Annotated in this window: 14 protein-coding genes and 1 pseudogene; 10 read left to right on the forward strand and 5 right to left on the reverse strand. The window is 75.0% G+C overall.

The window, feature by feature from the left end; genetic code table 11:
• Positions 1 to 62: 62 nt before the first annotated feature.
• Complete coding sequence (locus tag HA073_RS10345; RefSeq protein WP_069088433.1) at positions 63 to 2,741, forward strand: cation-transporting P-type ATPase; 2,679 nt, start codon at positions 63 to 65, stop codon at positions 2,739 to 2,741.
• 19 nt (positions 2,742 to 2,760) lie between these two features.
• Positions 2,761 to 3,642, forward strand: a complete 882-nt coding sequence (locus HA073_RS10350) for a universal stress protein (protein WP_064445613.1) — start codon at positions 2,761 to 2,763, stop codon at positions 3,640 to 3,642.
• 49 nt (positions 3,643 to 3,691) lie between these two features.
• On the opposite strand, the gene HA073_RS10355 is transcribed toward HA073_RS10350, so the two are convergent.
• Both HA073_RS10355 and HA073_RS10360 read right to left on the reverse strand, forming a co-directional pair.
• Complete coding sequence (locus tag HA073_RS10355) at positions 3,692 to 3,991, reverse strand: STAS domain-containing protein (RefSeq protein ID WP_043323291.1); 300 nt, start codon at positions 3,989 to 3,991, stop codon at positions 3,692 to 3,694.
• A complete protein-coding gene (locus HA073_RS10360; RefSeq protein WP_166456237.1) occupies positions 3,988 to 8,142 on the reverse strand; it encodes a SpoIIE family protein phosphatase in 4,155 nt (1,384 codons plus the stop codon). The genes HA073_RS10355 and HA073_RS10360 overlap by 4 nt, the downstream gene beginning before the upstream one ends.
• A gap of 257 nt (positions 8,143 to 8,399) precedes the next feature.
• Here HA073_RS10360 and HA073_RS10365 point away from each other — a divergent pair.
• From HA073_RS10365 to HA073_RS10380, 4 genes and pseudogenes are all read left to right on the forward strand, one after another.
• Positions 8,400 to 9,704 (forward strand): annotated as a pseudogene (locus tag HA073_RS10365) (PEP/pyruvate-binding domain-containing protein); the annotation flags it as partial.
• Positions 9,705 to 9,998: 294 nt separating this feature from the next.
• A complete protein-coding gene (locus HA073_RS10370; RefSeq protein ID WP_043324274.1) occupies positions 9,999 to 11,588 on the forward strand; it encodes a DHA2 family efflux MFS transporter permease subunit in 1,590 nt (529 codons plus the stop codon).
• Between the two features lie 243 nt (positions 11,589 to 11,831).
• Positions 11,832 to 12,056 carry a DUF3040 domain-containing protein gene (locus HA073_RS10375; RefSeq protein ID WP_064446063.1) on the forward strand — a complete coding sequence of 75 codons (225 nt, stop codon included), beginning with the start codon at positions 11,832 to 11,834 and terminating at the stop codon, positions 12,054 to 12,056.
• Between the two features lie 35 nt (positions 12,057 to 12,091).
• Positions 12,092 to 13,177, forward strand: a complete 1,086-nt coding sequence (locus HA073_RS10380; RefSeq protein ID WP_043324272.1) for a PIN domain-containing protein — start codon at positions 12,092 to 12,094, stop codon at positions 13,175 to 13,177.
• A 180-nt stretch (positions 13,178 to 13,357) separates the two neighbouring features.
• Here the strand turns inward: HA073_RS10380 and HA073_RS10385 are convergent, their stop codons facing one another.
• Complete coding sequence (locus HA073_RS10385) at positions 13,358 to 14,599, reverse strand: hypothetical protein (protein ID WP_309228006.1); 1,242 nt, start codon at positions 14,597 to 14,599, stop codon at positions 13,358 to 13,360.
• A gap of 91 nt (positions 14,600 to 14,690) precedes the next feature.
• On the opposite strand from HA073_RS10385, the gene HA073_RS10390 reads away from it, so the two are divergent.
• Positions 14,691 to 15,167 (forward strand): molybdenum cofactor biosysynthesis protein, encoded by a 477-nt coding sequence (locus HA073_RS10390; RefSeq protein ID WP_166456238.1) that lies wholly within the window; start codon positions 14,691 to 14,693, stop codon positions 15,165 to 15,167.
• 153 nt (positions 15,168 to 15,320) lie between these two features.
• Positions 15,321 to 15,887, forward strand: a complete 567-nt coding sequence (locus HA073_RS10395; RefSeq protein ID WP_043324268.1) for a sigma-70 family RNA polymerase sigma factor — start codon at positions 15,321 to 15,323, stop codon at positions 15,885 to 15,887.
• Between the two features lie 28 nt (positions 15,888 to 15,915).
• Here the strand turns inward: HA073_RS10395 and HA073_RS10400 are convergent, their stop codons facing one another.
• Positions 15,916 to 16,653 (reverse strand): zf-HC2 domain-containing protein, encoded by a 738-nt coding sequence (locus tag HA073_RS10400; protein WP_166456239.1) that lies wholly within the window; start codon positions 16,651 to 16,653, stop codon positions 15,916 to 15,918.
• A 49-nt stretch (positions 16,654 to 16,702) separates the two neighbouring features.
• Positions 16,703 to 18,529 (reverse strand): glycoside hydrolase family 15 protein, encoded by a 1,827-nt coding sequence (locus tag HA073_RS10405; protein WP_197494852.1) that lies wholly within the window; start codon positions 18,527 to 18,529, stop codon positions 16,703 to 16,705.
• 52 nt (positions 18,530 to 18,581) lie between these two features.
• Here HA073_RS10405 and HA073_RS31110 point away from each other — a divergent pair, with 52 nt between their 5' ends.
• Positions 18,582 to 19,784, forward strand: coding sequence for a D-arabinono-1,4-lactone oxidase (locus HA073_RS31110; protein WP_030502307.1), 1,203 nt, complete (start codon positions 18,582 to 18,584; stop codon positions 19,782 to 19,784).
• The gene (locus HA073_RS10415) at positions 19,781 to 20,158 is read left to right on the forward strand and encodes a sensory rhodopsin transducer (RefSeq protein ID WP_030502308.1); all 378 of its coding nucleotides are present in this window, start codon (positions 19,781 to 19,783) and stop codon (positions 20,156 to 20,158) included. The genes HA073_RS31110 and HA073_RS10415 overlap by 4 nt, the downstream gene beginning before the upstream one ends.
• Positions 20,159 to 20,178: the final 20 nt, after the last annotated feature.

Consider the following 20,178-nt stretch of genomic DNA (forward strand, 5'->3'; position numbering starts at 1 on the left):
GGGGCCGTTGGTCCCGGGTCCGACAGGCCCTCGGCCCTGCGAGCCGCGCCCGCGCACCCGGCATGCTGGGAGTGCCCGGCGCGGGCGGCGACGACATGGAGGGCAATGTGGTGATCAACGGCGGGCAGGGCACGGTGACGCCCACCGAGATCTCTCCGGCCCCCGCGACCGGGCTCGGCTCGGCCGAGGCGGCCGCCCGGCTGCGCGCCGACGGGCCGAACACGGTGGCCGCGCCACGCAAGCGCGGGCTGGCCGGCCGGATCTTCCGTCAGCTCACCGACCCGCTGGTGGCGCTGCTGCTGGCCGCCGCCGTGGTGACCACGCTGCTGCGCGACTACCCCGACACCGCGGTGATCGTGCTGGTCGTCCTGATCAACACGGCGATCGGCGTGGTGCAGGAGGTACGCGCCGACCGCGCGGTGGCGGCGCTGGACCGGCTCGCGGCGCCGACCGCGCGGGTGGTCCGCGACGGCCGTGACCTCGTGCTCCCCGCCGCCGACCTGGTCCGGGGCGATCTGGTCCGGCTGGAGGCCGGCGACGTGGTGCCCGCCGACCTGGACCTCACCGACGCGGTACGGCTCAGCCTGGACGAGTCGGCGCTCACCGGTGAGTCGGTGGCGGTGACCCGGGTCGCGGGGGAGGAGGCGAGCGCCGGCACGGTGGTCACCACCGGCCGCGCCACCGGGACCGTGGTACGCACCGGCGCGGCGAGCGCGCTGGGCCGCATCAGCGCCCTGGTCGCGGCGACCCGCCCGGCGCCCACCCCGCTGCAACGCCGCCTGTCCTCGCTCGGCCGCGTGCTCGGACTGACCGCCGTGGTGCTCTCCGGGCTGGTCTTCGCGCTCGGCGTGTTCGACGGACGCCCGGTCACGCAGATGGCGGTCACCGCGGTGAGCCTCGTGGTGGCGGCCGTACCGGAGTCGCTGCCCGCCGTCGTCACGCTCGCGCTCGCCCTGGGCGCACGCCGGATGGCCGGCAGCCGGGCCATTCCCCGGCGGCTGCACGCGGTGGAGACCCTCGGGTCGGTCACCGTGATCGCCTCCGACAAGACCGGCACGCTCACCGAGGGCCGGATGGCGGTGCAGCACGCGGTCGTGCCCGGCCGCGACCGCTACGCCGTGACCGGCACCGGCTACGCGCCCGACGGCGAGGTGCGCCACCGGGGCGAGCCGGTGAGCGCCCCGGACGAGTTGCGCGCCCTCGCCCGCGCCGGGCTGCTCTGCAACGACGCCACGCTGACCCCGCCGACCGGCGAACGGCCGGAGTGGACAGCGATCGGCGACCCGCTGGAGGCCGCGCTCGTCACGTTCGCGGCCCGCTGCGGTCTGGACCCGGAGACCACCCGCGAGGCCTGGCCCCGGGTCGCGGAGGCCCCGTTCGACCAGGACCTGCGCCGGATGACCACCGTGCACCGCCGCTGCGACGGGCGCTACCTCGTGGTCTGCAAGGGCGCGCCGGAGAACCTGCTGGCCCCGCCGCTGATGGACGCCGGCGCCGAGGAACTGGCCGAGCTGACCGATGCCGCGCACCGGCTCGCCGCCGAAGGGCTGCGGGTGCTGGCGGTGGCCTCGGCCGTGGTCGACACGCTGCCGGACCCGGCCCGGCCGACCGGCCTGCGCCCGCTGGGCCTGGTCGCGGTCGGCGACCCGCTGCGCACGGCGGCACCCGGCATCGCGGCGGGCTTCGAGCAGGCCGGCATCCGGCTGGTCCTGATCACCGGCGACCACCCGGCGACGGCCGCCGCCATCGGCGGCCGGCTCGGGCTCTGGCGCGACGGCGACCCGCTCGCCAACGGCGACGACGGCGACCCGGGCGGCGCCCACCCCGACACCCGGGTGTACGCGCGGACCCAGCCGGAGCAGAAGCTCGACATCATCGCCGGCCTTCAGGACCGGGGACATGTCGTGGCGATGACCGGCGACGGCGTCAACGACGCCCCGGCGCTGCGCCGGGCGGACATCGGCGTGGCGATGGGCGGCGGCACCGAGGTCGCCCGGCAGGCCGCCGACCTGGTGCTCGTCGACGACGACCTGACCACCGTGGCGACCGCCATCGGCGAGGGCCGCCGGATCTACGACAACATCCGCCGGTTCCTGCGCTACGCGCTCGCCGGCGGGGTCGCCGAGATCGCGGTGATGCTGCTCGGACCGCTGGTCGGCCTGCCGGTGCCGCTGCTGCCGGCGCAGATCCTCTGGATCAACCTGCTCACCCACGGCGTACCCGGGGTGGCGCTGGGCGCGGAGCCGGCCGAGCCGGGCACGCTGCGCCGCCGTCCCCGCTCGCCGCAGGAGTCCGTGCTCGGCGGCGGCCTCGGCCGGGACGTGCTGGTCACCGGCGCGCTCATCGCCGCCGCGACGCTCGGCGCCGGCGTGTGGGCCGCCGCGGCGGACCGACCGTGGCAGTCGGTGGTCTTCGTGGTGCTCGGCCTCGCCCAGCTCGGCGTGGCGCTGGCCGTCCGCGCGACCCGGGCGCCCGGCTCGCGGGAGCACAACCGCGCCCTGCCGGTGGCGGTCGCGATCTCCGCGGTCCTCCAGGTCGCCGGCGTGCTGCTGCCGCCGCTGCGCGAGCTGCTCGGCACGTCCCCGCTGAGCGCGCTCGACCTGCTCGCCTGCGCCGCGATCGGCGTCCTGCCCGGGCTGGTGCTGCGGCTGACCCGCCGCTCCGGCACGGCCGACGGGACCGACGGCCCTCGCGCCGGGACCCAGGACCCTGCCCGGCCGGCCGCCGGACGGGCAGGCTGAGGACAGTGAAGGAGGCGTCATGACAATCCACTCGCAGGCCCCCGTCGTGGTGGGCGTGGACGGATCGGCCACCGCCCTGGACGCGGTCCGGGTCGCCGCCCGCGAGGCCGCCGACCGGAACCGGCCGCTGCAGGTGGTGCACGCGTTCATCTGGCCGCTGACCCGCGCGCCGCTCACCCCGGCCCCGGGCGCGCCCGCCGGCGCCGGCCTGCGCAACCAGGCCGAACGGTGCGTCGCCGAGGCGGTCGCCGAGGCCGGCAAGGTCGCGCCGGACGTACCGGTCACCGGCGTGGTGGTCGACGGCGCGCCGGCCGCGGTGCTGGTCGCCGAGTCCCGCGACGCCGCGCTGATCGTGCTCGGACACCGCGGCCTGGGCGGCTTCGCCGGCCTGCTCATCGGCTCGGTCACGCTCCAGGTGTCCGCCCGCGCCCACTGCCCGGTGCTGGTGACGCGCGGCGAGGCACGCGCCGACGGCCCGGTCGTGGTCGGCGTGGACGGCTCCGAGCTGTCCACCGCGGCGGTCGGGTTCGCGTACGAGGAAGCCGCCCGCCGGGGCGCCTCGCTGATCGTGGTGCACGCCTGGCTGTACCCCACCCCGATGGGCCCCGGCGACATCCTGCCCCTGGTGTACGACCCGGAGGCGCTCGCCGAGGAGTCCCGGCGCGTCGTCGCCGAGTCTGTCGCCGGCTGGTCGCAGCGTTACCCCGACGTGCCGGTGCGGCAGCGGTCGATCCGCGGCGCCCCGGCCCGGGTGCTGGTCGAGGAGTCGAAGGACGCCCAGCTGGTGGTGGTCGGGGCGCACGGCCGTGGCGCGTTGGGCGGGCTGCTGCTCGGCTCGGTCAGCCACGCGGTGCTGCACCACGCCCACTCGCCGCTGGTGATCGTCCGCGACGCCGCCTGACTCCGCGACAGCGCCTGTTTCCGCGACAGCGCCTGACGCAGCGGCGGCGTCAGGCGCGGCGGACCGTGGTGAGGTCGGCCAGCCCGGAGATGGTCAGCAGCGGCTCCAGCAGCGGACCGGCGACCAGCGCGATCCGGTCGGCGTGCGGGAACAGCGCGGCCAGCCCGGCGCTGTCCAGGTACTCGACCTTCGTGAGGTCCACGACCAGGGGTTCGCCCTCGGGCCGTACCCCCTCGGCCAGCGCGTCGGCGAACGAGGACGCGTTGCTCATGTCGATCTCGCCGACGGCGGTCAGCACGCGGACGCCGTCGGGACGGTCGCTCGTGGTGAGAGTCAGGGACGCGCTCATGCGGTGATCCTCGCCTGCATGTCGACGGTGGTGCCGGTCGCTCCCGGGGTGACGCTGATGCTGTCCATCAGCGCGCGCATGAGCACGAGCCCCCGGCCGCGGTGCGGATCGGGGGGTTGCTCGCGCTCCCGCCAGTGACCGCTGTCGGTCACGCTCAGGCGCAGGTTGTTCGCGGTGGCGGCGGCGCGCAGCCGGATCCGCCCGCCGGGGTTGTCGCGGTGCCCGTGCTCGATCGCGTTGGCGCACGCCTCGCCGGCCGCGACCAGGATGTTGTAGGCGTGGGCCGGGGCCAGCCCGCAACGGTCCAGCCATCCTCGCAGCGCGGTACGCACCTCGGCCAGCCGCGTCGACTCGGCCGGGAACTCCAGCTCCAGCGGCCCGGGATGGCGGTAGAGCAGCAGCGCCACGTCGTCGTGGTAGCCGCCGTCGGGCGTGAGCCGATCCATGATCTCGGTGGCGAGCACCTCCACCGGCGCGTGGTGGCCCTGCTGGATGGCGTCGGTGGCGCGGGCGATGCCGACGGTGATCGGCTGGCGGCGGCGTTCCACCAGACCGTCGGTGTAGAGCATCAGGGTGGCGCGCGGCGGCACCGTGGCCTCCGCCTCCGGTCGTTCCTCACCCGCGCGGACGGCCAGCGGCCGGGACCGGCCGTGCTGCAGGAGCTGGGGAGTGCCGTCGGCGCCGACCACGATGGCCGGCGGGTGACCGGCGCTGGAGTAGCGCATCAGGCCGGTGACCGGGTCGAGGACGCCGCAGAAGACGGTGGCACAGGACGCGCCGGGAAGCAGCGCGGCGAACCGGTCCAGCGCCGCCAGCGTCCGGGCCGGGCTGGGGTCCTGCAACAGCAGGGCGCGGCACGCGCTGCGCAGCTGCCCCATCACGGTGGCGGCCCGCAGCCCGTGTCCCACGCAGTCGCCGACGACGATGCCGATGCGCCCGTCCGGCAGCTCCACCGTGTCGTACCAGTCGCCGCCGACCTTCAGCGGCACCGCGGCGGGGGCGTACCGCACGGCGAAGCCGGCGGGCAGTTGCGCCGGGCCGAGGATCGCGCGTTGCAGGGCCAGCGCGGTCTCCCGCTGCTGGTCGATCTGGTGCACCCGGTGCAGCCCCTGACCGATGTGGCCGGCCAGCAGCGCCAGCAGGGTCTGGTCCTGCTCGGTGAAGGGCCGCTTCTCGCCCAGGTCGATCCAGAGCGCCATGGTGCCGTGCGGGTGCTCGACTGCGATCCCGGCGCCGTGCCGGCGAGTCGCCACCGGCGTCAGCAGCGGGGTGTCGCGCAGCGCGAGCAACGCCTGCCGGCGTTTGGCGGGCAGCGTCGCCCACCGGGCCGCCGGGTCGGTGCCGGTCACGTCGGGGGTGGGCAGGTCACCGAAGACGGCGGTGAGCACGCCCGCGGCCCGCCACAGCTTGCGCAGCTCGTCCAGCACGCCGTGCAGCGCGTCGGCGAGGTCGTCGGCCCGGGACAGGCGCATGCCGAGCCCGGCCAGGGCGGTCTCCCGCTGGACCGCGTAGTGCTCGGCGGTGACGTCACGGAACGTGCCCACGATCATCCGCCGGCCGCTGTCCGGGTCGTCCACCTGGTTGAACGCGGCAGAGATCCAGATCCGGTGCCCGTCGCGATGGGTCACCGGCACGGTGTAGGTGCCGCGGGACTGGCCGACCAGCCTCGAGAACGCGGCGGCCACCTGACGGTGCGCGTCCGGTTCGGCCTCCTGGTCCGGCCACCACGGCTGTACCGGCGGATAGGGCAGGCCCTCGGTCCCGTAGCCGAGGACGTCGGTGAACGCCGCGTTGATCTCGACCACGGCGCCGTCCTCGTCGCAGACGAAGAACGCCTCCTGCAGCGAGTCGACGAGCGCGGTGCGCCAGCGCGCGTGGTGGTTGCGCAGCCGCGCCAGCTCCACGTTGGCGCGTACGCGGGCCAGCAGCTCGGCGGCCGGGAACGGCTTGACCAGGTAGTCGTCGGCGCCGGCCTCCAGCCCTTCGATCGAGGCCTCCTGGCCGGCGCGGGCGGACAGCAGCAGCACCGGCGTGCCGGCCGTACGGGGATCGGCGCGCAACGCGGCCACCAGTTGCAGGCCGTCGAGCCGGGGCATCATCACGTCGCTGACCACCAGGTCGGGCGTCTGCGCGCGGGCGGCGTCCAGCGCGGCACGCCCGTCGGCGACCGTGTGCACCTCGTGTCCGGCCGAGCGCAGCAGCCGGGTGAGGTACTCCCGCATGTCGGCGTTGTCGTCGGCCACCAGGACGCGGGCCGGCGCGCCGCCGGGCAGCGGATGCACCGGGCCGTCCGTGGCGGCGGGCCCGTCCTCGCCGACAACGGCGCCCGGGTCGGCGGGCAGCCAGCGCAGCGCCTCCTGCACGAACGGCTCGGCCGACCCGGGCGCCCGGCCGGCGCCGGCCGGGGTGAGCGCGTCGGCGGGCAGGTGAGCGGCGCCGAACGGCAACCGGACGGTGAAGGTGGTGCCGCGGCCCACAGTGCTGTCCGCGTCGATGTCGCCGCCGTGCAGCGAGACCAGTTCCTTGACCAGGGCGAGGCCGATGCCGCTGCCCTCGCCGGAGCGGGACCGGGCGTTCTCGATGCGGTGGAACCGCTCGAACAGGCGCGGCATCTCCTCGGCCGGGACGCCGATGCCGGTGTCGGAGATCCGCAGCACGGCCATCCCGTGCTCGGCGTCCATCCGCACCCGCACCGTCCCGTCGAAGGTGAACTTCAGCGCGTTGCTGAGCAGGTTGAGCACCACCTTCTCCCACATGCCCCGATCCACGTGCACCGGCTCGGGCAGGGGCGCGCAGTCGACCTCGAAGGAGAGGCCGGCGCGCTCGATCGCCGACCGGAAGACGCTGGCCAGGTCGGCGGTCACCGCGGCCAGATCCACCGGCTCGTAGCGGGCCTGCATCCGGCCCGCCTCGATGCGGGAGAAGTCGAGCAGGCTGTTGACCAGCTTGCCCAGGCGCAGCCCGTTGCGGCGGATGACGTCCAGCTCCGTGCGGACCCGCTCGTCGGCGTCGTGCAGCCGGCCGCGCAGCTCGTCCACCGGCCCCATGATCAACGTGAGCGGGGTGCGGAACTCGTGACTGATGTTGGAGAAGAAGGCGGTCTTGGCGCGGTCCAGTTCGGCGAGCTCCTCGGCCCGCCGCTGCTGCGCCTGGTAGCTGCGGGCGCTCGCGATTCCGGTCGCCAGGTGCCCGGCGGTCAGCTCCACGAAGCCGCGGTAGCCGTCGTCCAGCGCCCGGTAGCGGTTGAGTCCCGCCACCAGGAACCCGTACGGCGCGCCGCCCTGCTGCCGTAGCGGCACCAGCAGGGCCTCGGCCGGCGGGGCGGGCCAGACACCCGCGGGCAGGTCCGCGAAGGCCGGGCCGTCGAGCGTCACCCGTACCGGGTCGCCCTCGGTGAGCGCGCCGGCCGGCCACGGGGCGGCGGGGTCGGTGAGGGACAGCGTGGCCGGGGCCGCCGGGTGACCGGCCGGCAGCCCGGTCGCCTCCGCCAGCCGGGCGTCGCCGTCCTGGTCGTACAGGTAGGTGAGCGTGAACGGCAGGTCCTGCGGGTTGCGGGCCAGCTGGCGGCTGACGAACGTGAGCGTCTCCTGCTCGGTGCGGATGACGCTCGGGTCCGAGCCGAGGTCGCGCAGCGTGGCCATCCGCCGCTCGCCGATGACCCGCTCGGTGTCCTCGCTGACCACGCAGAGCATCCCGACGAGGCTGCCGTCGTCGTCGCGCAGCGGGCTGTAGGAGAACGTGTGGTACGTCTCCTCCCGGTAGCCGGCCCGCTCCAGGAACAGCAGCAGCCCCTCGTCCCAGGTCGCCTCGCCGGTGCGCAGCACGGTGTCGACGCGGGGACCGATGTCGTCCCAGATCTCGGTCCACACCTCGTTCGCCGGGCGGCCCAGCGCCCACGGGTACTTGCGGCCGAGCGTGTCCCGCCGGTAGGCGGCGTTGCAGAAGAACGTGAGCTGCGGTCCCCAGGCCATCCACATCGGGAACCGGGAGGACAGCAGGATCCGCACCGAGGTCCGCAGGCTCTGCGGCCAGGTGTCCGGCGGCCCGAGCGGGTGCGCGGACCAGTCGACGCGCGCCAGGTCCGGCCCGATCTCGCCGTCGACGGCGAAGACGTCGGCGCGCGTATGCGGGTCGGTGTCAGCGCCGCTCATCGCCCGAGTCTCCCCCACCCCGTCCGATCCCGCTCGTCCGGGCCGCGTCGCGGCCTCGTGATCGCTTCTTGCCCCGTCGCGCCCCCGGCACTCCACCCGGGGCGGGGAGATCTGACTCACGTGACGGCAGCGGGTCAGGGCAGGGGTTCGTGGTGCGGCAAAACGAAAGGCTGCGGCATAACGAAAGGCAAGGAGACAGATCTCCTTGCCACTATCAATGTATATCGCACCCCCGGTCTTGCCGCAAGGCCCCGGTGATGCCGCAGAATCATCGGCCGATGCGGGTTGAGCTGCGAAAACGGGGGCACGGCATGACCGGACGGTACGTGTGGCAACTGCACGAGGTGGACGAGGCGCGGATCGCCGCGGTCGGCGGCAAGGGCGCGCACCTGGGGGCGCTGACGCGGATCGACGGGGTGCGCGTACCCAGGGGTTTCTGCGTGACGACGGACGCCTTCCGGCTGGTGGCGCGGACGCCGGCGTTGGCCGGCCCGCTGGACCGGCTGGCCCGCGCGGACGCGGACGACCCGGCGGCGCTGCGCACGGCCGCCGCCGAGGTCCGTCGCGCCGTCGAGCGGACCGCCCTGCCCGGCGACGTCGCGGCGGCGGTCACCGCCGCGCTGGCCGCGCTCGGGGCGGACGCCGCGTACGCGGTGCGCTCCAGCGCGACCGCGGAGGACCTGCCGGACGCCTCGTTCGCCGGCCAGCAGGACACCTACCTCAACGTGGTCGGCACGGCCGAGGTGCTGCGGCACGTCAGCCGCTGCTGGGCCTCGCTGTTCACCGACCGGGCGGTGACCTACCGGCGGCGCCACGGCATCGACGACCGCGCCGTGGACATGGCGGTGGTGGTGCAGCGGATGGTCTTCCCGGACGCCGCCGGGGTTCTGTTCACCGCCGACCCGGTCACCGGCGACCGGCGGGTGGTCTCGGTGGAGGCGGGCTTCGGGCTGGGCGAGGCCCTGGTCTCCGGCCTGGTGAACCCGGACGTGTTCACGGTGCGCGACGGCGCTGTCGTCGGCCGGCGGATCGGCGCGAAGTCACGGGCCGTGCACGCGGCGCCCGGCGGCGGCACCCTGCAGGCGCCCGTCGACCCGGCGCGGCAGGCCCAGCCGGCGCTGACCGACGCGCAGGCGGTACGCCTCGCCGCGCTGGGCCGGCGGATCGAGGCGTACTTCGGCTGCCCGCAGGACGTCGAGTGGGCGGTGACCGGGGACGACGTCCACATCCTGCAGAGCCGGCCGATCACCACGCTGTTCCCGGTGCCGGCTGCCGCCGCCGACGGGACGTTCCACGTCTACCTGTCGGTCGGCCACCAGCAGATGATGACCGACGCGATGAAGCCGCTGGGCCTGTCGATGTGGCGGCTGACCGCCATGGCGCCGATGCACGAGGCGGGCGGCCGGCTGTTCGTCGACGCCACACCGCACCTGGCCACCCCGGCGGGCCGTACCGCGTTCCTGGGCATGATCGGCCGGGCCGACCCGCTCACCCGGGACGCGCTGGAGACGGTCCTCGCCCGCGACGTCGTACCGGCCGCGCCGGACCCGGCCCCGGCCGGCCTGCGAGCTGCCCGGACGTGTGATGACCTTCGTCACGTCGCCGGAGCGCCCACAGCCCCGCCGAGGTTCACGAATCGGCGCGCAACCACCCTTTTCCGTGAGCCGCCGGCCCGCCGTACGGCCGTGCGCAGGCCCGGGACGCCTCGTCCGTCGGCATAATCCGCCCCGGTCTGTCGCCGGTCGTGGTTAGGCTTCCCGCCGGACGTCGCCCCGCCGCGCGTTCCGCCCGCGCCCGGACGGTGCGTGGCGACCCCCACCGCCTTCGGCAGCCGAACCGGATCCAGGAGACCGTTAGTGACCCAGCAACCCGTCGCGACGTCGACAAAGCTCGACGCCGCGGTGCTCAAGGTGGCCGGCGTCGTCGTGCTCGGCGCGATCATGTCGATCCTCGACGTGACAGTCGTCAGCGTGGCGCTCCCGACGTTCCAGAGCGAGTTCGACGCCTCGTACGCGCGCGTCGCGTGGACCATGACGGGCTACACGCTCGCGCTGGCCACGGTGATCCCGCTCAGCGGCTGGGCCGCCGACCGGTTCGGCACGAAACGTCTCTACATGGTGGCGCTGGCGCTGTTCACCATCGGCTCCGGGCTCTGCGCCACCGCCGACTCGATCGGCGAGCTGATCGCCTGGCGTGTGGTCCAGGGCCTCGGCGGCGGCATGCTCATGCCGCTCGGCATGACCATCATGACCCGGGCCGCCGGCCCGCACCGCATCGGCCGCCTGATGGCAGTGCTCGGCATCCCGATGCTGCTCGGCCCGATCACCGGCCCGATCCTCGGCGGCTGGCTGATCGACGTCGCCAGCTGGCACTGGATCTTCCTGATCAACCTGCCGATCGGCGTGGTCGCGCTGATCTACGCCCAGCTCGCGCTGCCGAAGGACAACGCCGAGCCGTCCCAGGCGTTCGACTTCCTCGGCATGCTGATGCTGTCGCCGGGTCTGGCCCTGTTCCTGTACGGCATCTCCACGCTGCCCGAGACCGGCACGATCGCCGACACCAAGGTCTGGCTGCCGATGCTGGCCGGCGGCGCGCTCGTGGTCGCCTTCGTGGCCTACTCGTTCCGGCCCCGCCACCCGCTGCTCGACCTGCGGCTGTTCCGCAACCGCAACCTCACCATCGCCTCGATCACCATGTTCGTGTTCATCATCGCGTTCATGGGCGCGGGCCTGCTGTTCCCGAGCTACTTCCTGCAGGTACGCGGCGAGACGACGCTCGCCGCGGGCCTGCTGATCGCGCCGCAGGGCATCGGCGCCATGCTGACCATGCCGATCGCGGGCACGCTCGCGGACCGGGTGCCGGTCGGCCGGACGGTGCCCTTCGCGCTGGTGCTCATCGCGGCCGGGTTCTTCACCTTCACGCAGCTCGGCACCGACACCTCGTACTGGCTGCTCTGCGGCTCGCTGTTCGTGATGGGCCTCGGCATGGGCGGCACGATGATGCCGATCATGACCTCGGCGCTGAAGACGCTCAGCGCCGCCGAGGTGGCGCGCGGCTCCACGCTGGTCAACATTCTCCAGCAGATCGGCGGATCGATCGGCGCCGCGATCATGTCGGTCATCCTCACCAGCGAGCTGAACGGCTCGCGGCCCATCCCCGGCGTGACCGACCCGGGCACCGGCGCCCCGCTGACCGAATCCCAGCTCGCCATCGCCGCACAGCAGCGGCCCGAGCTGATCCAGCAGTTCCCGGTGCCGCCGTCGCTCATCGAGCGAGGGCTCGACTACGCCGCGGGCGCCTTCTCGACCACGTTCTGGGTCGCGTTCGGGCTGGTGCTGCTCACCTTCGTCCCGGCCGCCTTCCTGCCGCGCCGGCGTGAGCCGTCGCACCTGCTCGACGGCGAGACGGGCGAGGACAAGCAGCCGATGGCGCTGCCGATCCACTGACCGCCGCCGTGACCGGGGCCGGACGCCTGAGCGTCCGGCCCCGCGCCACATCGGTGCGGTGCCGCCCGCCGTGCCGGGTGGGCGCGTTGTCGGCCACCGCTGGTGTCCTCGCGCTGTGGGCCTGCCCGGCCGTGTCGGCGTGGCTTTCGCCGCCGGGACCGTGCCGGCGGGGCCAACCCGCCACCGGGGCCGTGACGAGCGCCTACGATCGGCACAGGGGGCCGGCGGGGAGAGGCGGGCAGCGTGAGCGCAGACGACGCGCAGCGGTCGGCGCGACGGCGTAACCGCATGCTGCTCGCGGGCCTGCTCGCCGTCGTCGGGCTCATCCTGCTGCTGCTCGGGCTCACCGTCGCCAGCGGCACCGTCGCCGGCGTCGAGGTGGTGCTGGCGCTGCTGCTCCTGGTCAGCAGCTACGCGATCCAGCGGCTGGCCCGCCGCGAGACGGTCTACCGCGACGAGCGGCGCTGACCGGCGCGGCGGTCCGGCCGGGCTAGGCTGCCAGTGTGGATCACGAAGACCGGATCGCGCTGTTCCTCGACTACGAGAACCTGGCCCTGGGCGTACGCGACCACCACGGTGGTGGTGCGTTCGACTTCCGGCCGATCGCCGACGCGCTCGCCGAGCGGGGGCGGGTGGTGGTGCGCCGGGCGTACGCGGACTGGTCGTACTTCGACGAGGACCGGCGGATGCTCACCCGGTCGCACGTCGAGCTGATCGAGATCCCGCAGCGGATGGGCGCCTCCCGCAAGAACGCCGCGGACATCAAGATGGCGGTGGACGCGGTCGAGCTGGCGTTCGAACGCGGCTACATCTCCACGTTCGTGATCTGCACCGGCGACAGCGACTTCACTCCGCTGGTCCACAAGCTGCGCGAACTCAACAAGCGGGTGATCGGTGTGGGGGTGGAGAAGTCCACCTCGGCGTTGCTGCCGCCGGCCTGCGACGAGTTCCTCTACTACGACCGCCTCGAAGGCGTCGACGTGCCGCCGCCGTCCGCCCGCCGGTCGCGTCCGGCCCGGACGGCGCCGCCCGGGCCGGTGGCGGAACCGGTGGCGGAGGTCGCGCCGGAAGCCGCTGCGGCCGAGGAGGGGCGGGCCCGGGACGTCGACACGCTCGCCGTCCAGCTCGTGCAGACGGTGGCCGGCATGCAGGGCAGCTCCAGCGGTGACGTGACCGCGTCCGCGCTCAAGCGCGCGCTGCTGCGTAAGGACCCGACGTTCAGCGAGTCCGACTACGGCTTCCGTACCTTCGGCGAGCTGCTGCGCCACCTCGCCGCGCGCAACGTGGTGGAGCTGGCGGCGGGGCCGGCGAAGGGCGACCCGGAGGTGTCGCTTCCGGAACAGGGCGACCGGGACGTCGCGTTCGGGCTGCTGCGATCAGTGGTGGTGGACCTGGCCGGGGAGGGCGGCGCGGTCGCGCTGTCCGGGTTGAAGGACCAGCTCCGGCGCGCCCGCCCCGACTTCAGCGAGAAAAAGCTCGGATATCGCAGCTTCCTGCAGTTCTGCAAGGCGGCCGCGACGGGCGGCGCGGTCGAGCTGCGCTGGAGCCCAGAAGACGGCGACTACCTCCTGACCCCCCATACCCCCTGACCCCCACCCCACCCGCCCCTCGCCCTTCGTTCCCGCGATCTTGCACTTGCGGCCCGCCTAAAGCGGGATGAATCCGGCATCTGCGGGGCGCGAAGTGCAAGATCGACGGCGAGGGTGAGGCGGGGTGACCGCGAGGGCGGGACGGCGGGGAAGTGGGAGAGCGGCGAGCGTGGGGCGGGGTCAGGGGAGGGTTGCGTCTTGCTGGGCTGTTGCGCCGGAACCGACGGCCAGGCCGAGGTGCAGGCCCACCAGGTCCAGGACGCTCGGCTCGGCGGATGCGGCGGACGGGCTCGGCTCCGCTGTCGGATCGGGCTCGCCGGTCGGAACCGGATCAGCCGTCGGGCTCACGCTCGGCGCCGGCGTCGCCGGACCGGCGGCGGGTGGGCCGGACGATTCGACGATCACGGGCGTACGGCCGCTCACGTGCGTCGACGGGGATCCGGCGGCAGGTGGCGCGGTGGTGGGGACCCGATCACCCGAACCGGCGGCCGGAGGTCGCGGCGCGGGCCGGGGCGGCCGGGACGCGGGGGGAGACGACGGGTTGACCGGGGTCGCCACGGGCGGCACTGACGAAACGGCCGGTGGGGGTGCGGTCGCCGGGTGGGTCGCGGTTCGGGCTGCCGGGTCGGTCTGCCCGGCGGTCGCGGTCCAGGTGCCGGCGGAGGTGACGCCCAGCAGTACGGCCATCGCTGCGACGCCCGCCGCGGCCAGCCGCTGGGGGAGCGCCCGTTCGGCGGGGGCGTCCCACGGCCCGAGTGGCCGGGGTGGGCGGGGCCGGGCGGCCCGGTGGGCGGACCACAGCGCCTCGACGTCCTCCACCACCGCGGTGCGCGTACCGGTGGCGTCGGCGTGGGCCAGGGTGAGGTAGAACCGGGCGTTCGCCGCGCCCGGCGCCGGCACGCGCAGACCCGCCGGTGCGCCGCCGTCCGTGCCGTGCAGCAGGGTGACCGGACGGCCGGGGTGGTGCCCGAGTCCGCGCAGAGTCGGCAGGGGCCACTCCCGGCCGACGCCGGGCCCGGTGAAGGCGACCCGCCGGTCGGTCACCACGGCGGCGCCGCTGGCGATCACGCGCAGCCCGGCCGGTAGCGGGCCCTCGGCCGGGTCGAGACATCCGGCGAGCGTGCCGTCCGGCACCGGCAGTCCGGGTAGGTGCCGGGCCGTGGCCTCGACGAGGTCGACGGTGGGCAGGATGCGGTAGACGACCTCACCGTCGTCCAGTGGCACCGGTAGCGGGGTGCCCGTCAGGACGCACCCGTGGAAGCCGGCCGCCTCGATCCGCAGCCGGTCGAGGTGCTCCGCGCGCCGCCGCCAGGCCCGCGCCGCCGTCTCGTACGCCTGGCGCCGGCGCTCGTTCTCGCGCCGCGCCCAGGACAGCCGCCGCCGGAGATGAGCCCCGATCGCGTCGGGTCGCCTCGCCGTCACACCTGGTACAACGGCCTGCCCACTGCGCGGATACGTGAGTGCGGCTATCGTCCGGTTTGGCGGTGGTATGCCCGCGATTACACTTCGGGGCATGCCGCGGATCGTCCAGTTGCTGGCCTCGCCCGTGCACCGGTACGTGGGCCGCCCCGCGGACGGGCCCGCCCCCGCGCCGCCGGGTGAACTGGTCGAGCGGGTGGAGGTGCGCGCCGGGCTCGGCATCGTCGGGGACCGCTACTTCAGCCGCCCGGCGCACCGGCAGGCGAGCGTCACGCTGATCGCGCGGGAGTCGCTGCCGCCCGGGGCGGACCTCACCCAGCTGCGGCGCAACGTGCTGACCGACGGCATCCCGGTGGACGAGCTGGTCGGCCGGGTGCTCACGCTCGACTCCGGCGACGGTCCGGTCCGCCTGCGGGTGCACCGGGCCGCGCCGCCGTGCGCCTGGCTCGACGTGGTGGTCGCGCCCGGCACCTGGAAGGCGATGCGTCGCCGGGGCGGTGTGCGCTGCGCGCCGCTCACCGACGGCGTCCTGCGGGTCGGGCCGGTCACCGTCTCCGTCGACGACGACTGACCCGGTTCGGGAACTTTTCCCGCCCGCCGGCCGACCAACCGGAGGTCGCCGACAGTCAGGCCCGGTGGCAGGAGGGACGCCAGGGATGAACCGAGCGGGCAGCGGATCCGTACCGTCGGGCATGACGATGTCGGGCCGGCGGGCCGGCCGAGGATGAGCCCGGACGCCGACGACGAGCAGGTGACCGGGTGGGCCCGGAGCGCCGCCCGTGGTGACCGGCTGGCCGCTGCCGCGTTCGTCCGTGCCCTCCAGGCGCCGGTGTGGCGGTTCCTCGCCCACCTGGCCGGGCCGGCCGAGGCCGACGACCTGGCCCAGGAGACGTTCCTGCGCGCGCTGCGCAGCCTGCCCGGCTTCGCGGGCCGGTCGTCGGCGCGTACCTGGGTCTTCACCATCGCCCGCCGGGTCGCGGTGGACCACGTGCGGGCGGCGACCGCGCGGCCCCGGACGGCCGCGCTGGCGGACTGGCAGGCCGCCGCCGAGGCGGCCGGGGCGGTGACCCGCGGCGGGGACGACGGGGTGGTGTTGCGCGGGCTCATCGCGGCGCTCGCCCCGGACCGCCGGGAGGCGTTCGTGGCCACCCAGGTGCTGGGCCTGTCCTACGCCGAGGCCGCCGAGGTGTGCGGCTGCCCGGTCGGCACGATCCGGTCACGGGTCGCCCGCGCCCGGGAGGACCTGGCCGCCGCCTGGTCCGGCGACGTCCGTGACCGCCGGGCCCGCTGACACCCGCGGGCCCCGGCCGTCCGGCGGTTCAGGCCGCGCGCCGGTTGCGGGCCTGTGCGGGGTACGGGCCCGGCTGCACCAGCCGCAGCGGCGCCGGCGCGGCCGGTTCCTCGGTGCGCAGCGCCCACCGCGATCCGCTCGACCGGCCCCGCCCGGGCGGCGTGTCGCCGGGGCGCCAGCCCGGCCGGGACAGCACCAGCATCACGGCCCAGCCGACCAGCAGGAAGCCGTGGCTGACCAGCCGGGTCATCGCGACCTGACCGGTGATCAGGTCGTTCACCGACAGCAGCACCAGCGTGGCGACGAACGCGCTGAGCATCGGCAGCAGGCCGGACGGCGTGGTCCGGCGTGCCGCCACGTAGAGGAACCCGGCGCCGACTGCTACGTTCCACGCCGCCGACTCGTGCCACAGGTGCTGGCCGGAGGTGTGGGCGTGCGCGACCACCGCCTCCCGGCCGATCTGGGCCAGGCCGAGTACGAGCTGCACCGCGCCGAGCAGCCCGAGCGCCCCGCGCAGTCCGAGCGCGATCCGCTGGCGGCGGCTCGGCCGGGGCGGCGGCGCGGCGGCGAGCACCGCGTCGACCAGGTCGGGTACGCGCGGGGCGAGCTGCGTACGGGCCCGCCGGGTGACCGCCGCGGCCGAGTCGAACCAGCCCCGGCAGCCGGCGCAGCCGGTCAGGTGCGCCTCGGCCGCCTCGATCTCCGAGCTGGACGCCTCACCGTCCAGCTGTGCCGACAGGATTTCCCGCCACTGCTCACACGCCATACAAGGATAGTCGTCCGGACCGGCGCGCTGGTTCCCGGCGGGGTGCCGGTCACGCCGCCGCGGCCGCTGACCGTTCCGCCCACGCGTGCAGCGCGTCCCGGTCGCCCGCCGAGTCCAGGTTCAGCGCAGCCTCGATCAGTGCCAGATGGGTGAACGCTTGCGGGAAGTTGCCCAGCGCCGTGCCGTCGGGCGCGCGTTCCTCCGGATGCAGGCCGAGCGGCCCGGCCCGGCCGGCCAGCCGGTCGAAGATGTCCCGCGCCTCGCCGTGCCGGCCGGCCAGTACCAGCGCCGAGACCAGCTCGAAGGAGCAGAGCAGGAACGCCCCCTCGGTGCCGGGCAGCCCGTCGTCGGCCCGGTAGCGCCGGATCAGGTCGGGTGCGACGGCGAGGTCGGCGCGGATCCGTTCGACGGTGGCGACCACTCGGGCGTCGTCGCCGGGCAGGAACCCGACGAGCGGCATCCGCAGCAGCGAGGCGTCCGGCTCGGTCCCGCCGTACGCCATGACGAAACTGCCGGCGCGCTCGTCGTACCCGCGGTCGAGCACCTCGGCGTGCAGCGCGTCACGTTCCCGGCGCCACCGGTCCACCGGCGCGGCGCCGTCGCCGAGCAGCCCGGCGAGGCGGATGCCCCGGTCCAGGCAGACCCAGGTCATCACCTTCGAGTAGACGTAGTGCCGGCACGGGCCGCGGATCTCCCACACCCCGTGGTCCGGTTCCCGCCAGCGCTCCGCCATGGTCTCGACGTGCCGCCGCAGCAGCGCCCACTGCGGGCCGGTCAGCTCGCCGGTGAGCAGCTGGTAGGCAAGCGCCGCGTCGAGGATGTGCCCGTACGTGTCGAACTGGATCTGGTTCGCCGCCTCGTTGCCGACCCGCACCGGCGCCGAGCCGGCGTAGCCGGACAGGTGCGGCAGCTCACGCTCCTCGGTGGCGTGGCCGTGGATGCCGACGAGCGGCGCGAGCGGATGCTGCCGCGCGCAGATGCCGAGCAGGAACCGCAGATAGCGGCGGCCCTCCTCGGCGTGGCCCAGGCGGAACAGCGCGAGCAGCAGCAGCGCCGCGTCCCGGTGCCAGGTGAAGCGGTAGTCCCAGTTGCGGACCCCGCCGATCTCCTCGGGCAGCGATGTGGTCGGGGCGGCCAGCAGCGCGCCGGTCTCGTCGTAGGACAGGCCGCGCAGCACCAGGGCGCTGTGCCGGACCGCGCCGGCCGCGAAGCCCGTGTAGTCGCCGCGCGCCGACCACGCCCGCCAGCTGTCGGCGGTCCGCTCGGTCAGCTCCTCGGCGTCGGCGAGGGCGGGCACCGGGTCGGCGTACCCGAGAAGCAGCGTCGCGTCCTGCCCGGCGCGCAGCTCCGCCTCGGCGACGAGCGTGCCGTCCTCGACGGTGACCGGCAGGTCGGTGCGCAGCCGCAGCGGCGTGCCGTCGGCGTGCCAGCCGTTACCGTCGCGCCGCCAGCGCACCGGGCGTGCCCCGTACCCGGGCCGGGGCGTCAGCTCGGCGCGGACCCGCAGCACACCGTCGGTGATTCGCAGCCGGCGCACCAGCGCCCGCTCGGCGTGGATCGGCCGGTCGGCGGCGCCGGGCCGGACCGCGAGCAGGTCCTCGCCGGCCGCCGCGCCGGACGGGGCGGCCCAGTCGTTCTCCAGCACCAGCGTGTCCGGCCGGTAGCGGCGCCGCGGCGCCGGGCAGCCGGCGACGGTGAGCGTGAACCGGCCGCCGGTGTCCCGGTCGAGCAGCCGGGCCGCGACCGCGTCGCCCGCCGCGTCCGGTACGCAGAACCACTCGACCGCCCCGTCCGGTGCGACGAGCGCCGTGGTGTGCGTGTCGGACAGGAACGCGTACGCGTCGATCGGCGGGAACGACAGCGGCGGCTCGGACACGGCGGTGACTACCCGGCGCGGGCACGGGTAAGCGGGCCGGGGAGGGGCCGCTGTGACACGCGAGTTCGTGAACTGGTCCGGCAGTCTCCGCTTTACACCGGCGGACCGGGCCGAGCCGGCCGACGAGGCCGAGGTGTGCGACCTGGTGCGCCGTGCCCGGGCCACGCGCGCGACCGTCCGGCCGGTCGGCTCGGGGCACTCGTCCAGCCCGCTGGTGCGTACCGACGGGATCCTGCTGAGCCTGGACCGGATGGCCGGGGTGATCTCCGACGACGGGCGGGTCGCGACCGCGTGGGCCGGCACGAAGCTGCGGGCGCTGGGCGAAGGGCTCTACGACGCCGGGCTGGCCATGGACAACCTGGGCGACGTCGACTACCAGTCGATCGCTGGGGCGACCGCCACCGGCACCCACGGCACCGGCATCGGATTTGGGAACCTGAGCACCCAGGTCACCGGCGTGCGCCTGGTCACCGGCACCGGCGACGTGCTGGACGTCGACGCGCGGCGCAACCCGGAGCTGCTGCCGGCGGTGCGCCTCTCCCTCGGCGCGCTCGGCGTGGTCACCCAGGTCACGCTCGACGTGCAGCCGACCTACCAACTGCACCGCCGCTCCTGGTGCGCGCACCTGGACTGGACCCTGGACCACCTCGCCGTGCTGCAGCACACCAACCGCAACATGGACTTCTACTGGTACCCGCGCAGCGACCAGACGCAGATCCGGGTGATCAACCGCACCGACACGGACGCCGCGCCGGACCGGGCACAGCCCCGGCTGCCGGACGGCGAGCCGCGGCAGAGCCAGGTCGGGCCCACCCACCGCACCATTCCCCGGCACCGGGAGCTGCGCTTCGAGGAGATCGAGTACATGCTGCCGTCGGAGGCGTTCCCGGCCTGCTTCGCCGAGGTGCGCCGCCGGGTGCGCGACCGGCACCGCCGGGTGGCCGCCTGGCGGGTCCTGGTCCGCACCATCGCCGCCGACGACATCTGGCTCAGCAACGCCTACGGCCGCCCCACCACCACGATCGCCTGCCTGCAGAACACCTCGCTGCCGTACGACGAGTACTTCCGGGACATGGAGGCGGTGTTCCGGCACTACGGCGGACGCCCGCACTGGGGCAAGAAGCACTGGCTCGGCGCGCGGGAGCTGCGTCCCCTCTATCCCCGCTGGGACGACTTCCAGGCGGTGCGCCGCCGGCTCGACCCGGACGGGGTGTTCCTCACCCCGGACCTGGCCCGGCTGCTGGAGGAGTCGTGAGCGCGCCGGTCGGCGCCCGGGTCTGGGTGGTGCCGGGCGGGCACGTGCCGTTCCCCGCGCACGGCCCGGAACCGGCGTTCACCGCCTTCGACCAGCTCTGCGTGCTCAACGCCGCCGACGAGGACGCCGAGCTGGAGCTGGACTTCTACTACCAGGACGTCGAACCGGTCGGACCGTACCGGCTACTGGTCGGCGCCCGCCGGATCCGGCACGTACGGGTGAACGACCTGATCGACCCGGAGGCGGTGCGACTGGACCGCCCGTACGGCTGCGTGCTGCGTTCCCCGGTCCCGGTGGTGGTGCAGTTCCTGCGCCAGGACACCCGGCTGCCCGGCGTGGTGGCGCTGACCGGCACGATGGCGTACCCCGGGTGAGGTTCGGGCGGGCGACCGCG

This window comes from Micromonospora sp. CMU55-4, from assembly GCF_011602315.1.
GTDB classification, from domain to species: Bacteria; Actinomycetota; Actinomycetes; order Mycobacteriales; family Micromonosporaceae; genus Micromonospora; species Micromonospora chalcea.

What these genes read in the sequence shown, in the direction of transcription:
- HA073_RS10355 (WP_043323291.1), bottom strand. Translation starts at nt 3,991, where the DNA reads ATGAGCGCGTCCCTGACTCTCACCACGAGCGACCGTCCCGACGGCGTC.
- HA073_RS10345 (WP_069088433.1), top strand. Translation starts at nt 63, where the DNA reads ATGCTGGGAGTGCCCGGCGCGGGCGGCGACGACATGGAGGGCAATGTG.
- HA073_RS10390 (WP_166456238.1), top strand. Translation starts at nt 14,691, where the DNA reads ATGCCGCGGATCGTCCAGTTGCTGGCCTCGCCCGTGCACCGGTACGTG.
- HA073_RS10360 (WP_166456237.1), bottom strand. Translation starts at nt 8,142, where the DNA reads ATGAGCGGCGCTGACACCGACCCGCATACGCGCGCCGACGTCTTCGCC.
- HA073_RS10400 (WP_166456239.1), bottom strand. Translation starts at nt 16,653, where the DNA reads ATGGCGTGTGAGCAGTGGCGGGAAATCCTGTCGGCACAGCTGGACGGT.
- HA073_RS10350 (WP_064445613.1), top strand. Translation starts at nt 2,761, where the DNA reads ATGACAATCCACTCGCAGGCCCCCGTCGTGGTGGGCGTGGACGGATCG.
- HA073_RS10395 (WP_043324268.1), top strand. Translation starts at nt 15,321, where the DNA reads ATGAGCCCGGACGCCGACGACGAGCAGGTGACCGGGTGGGCCCGGAGC.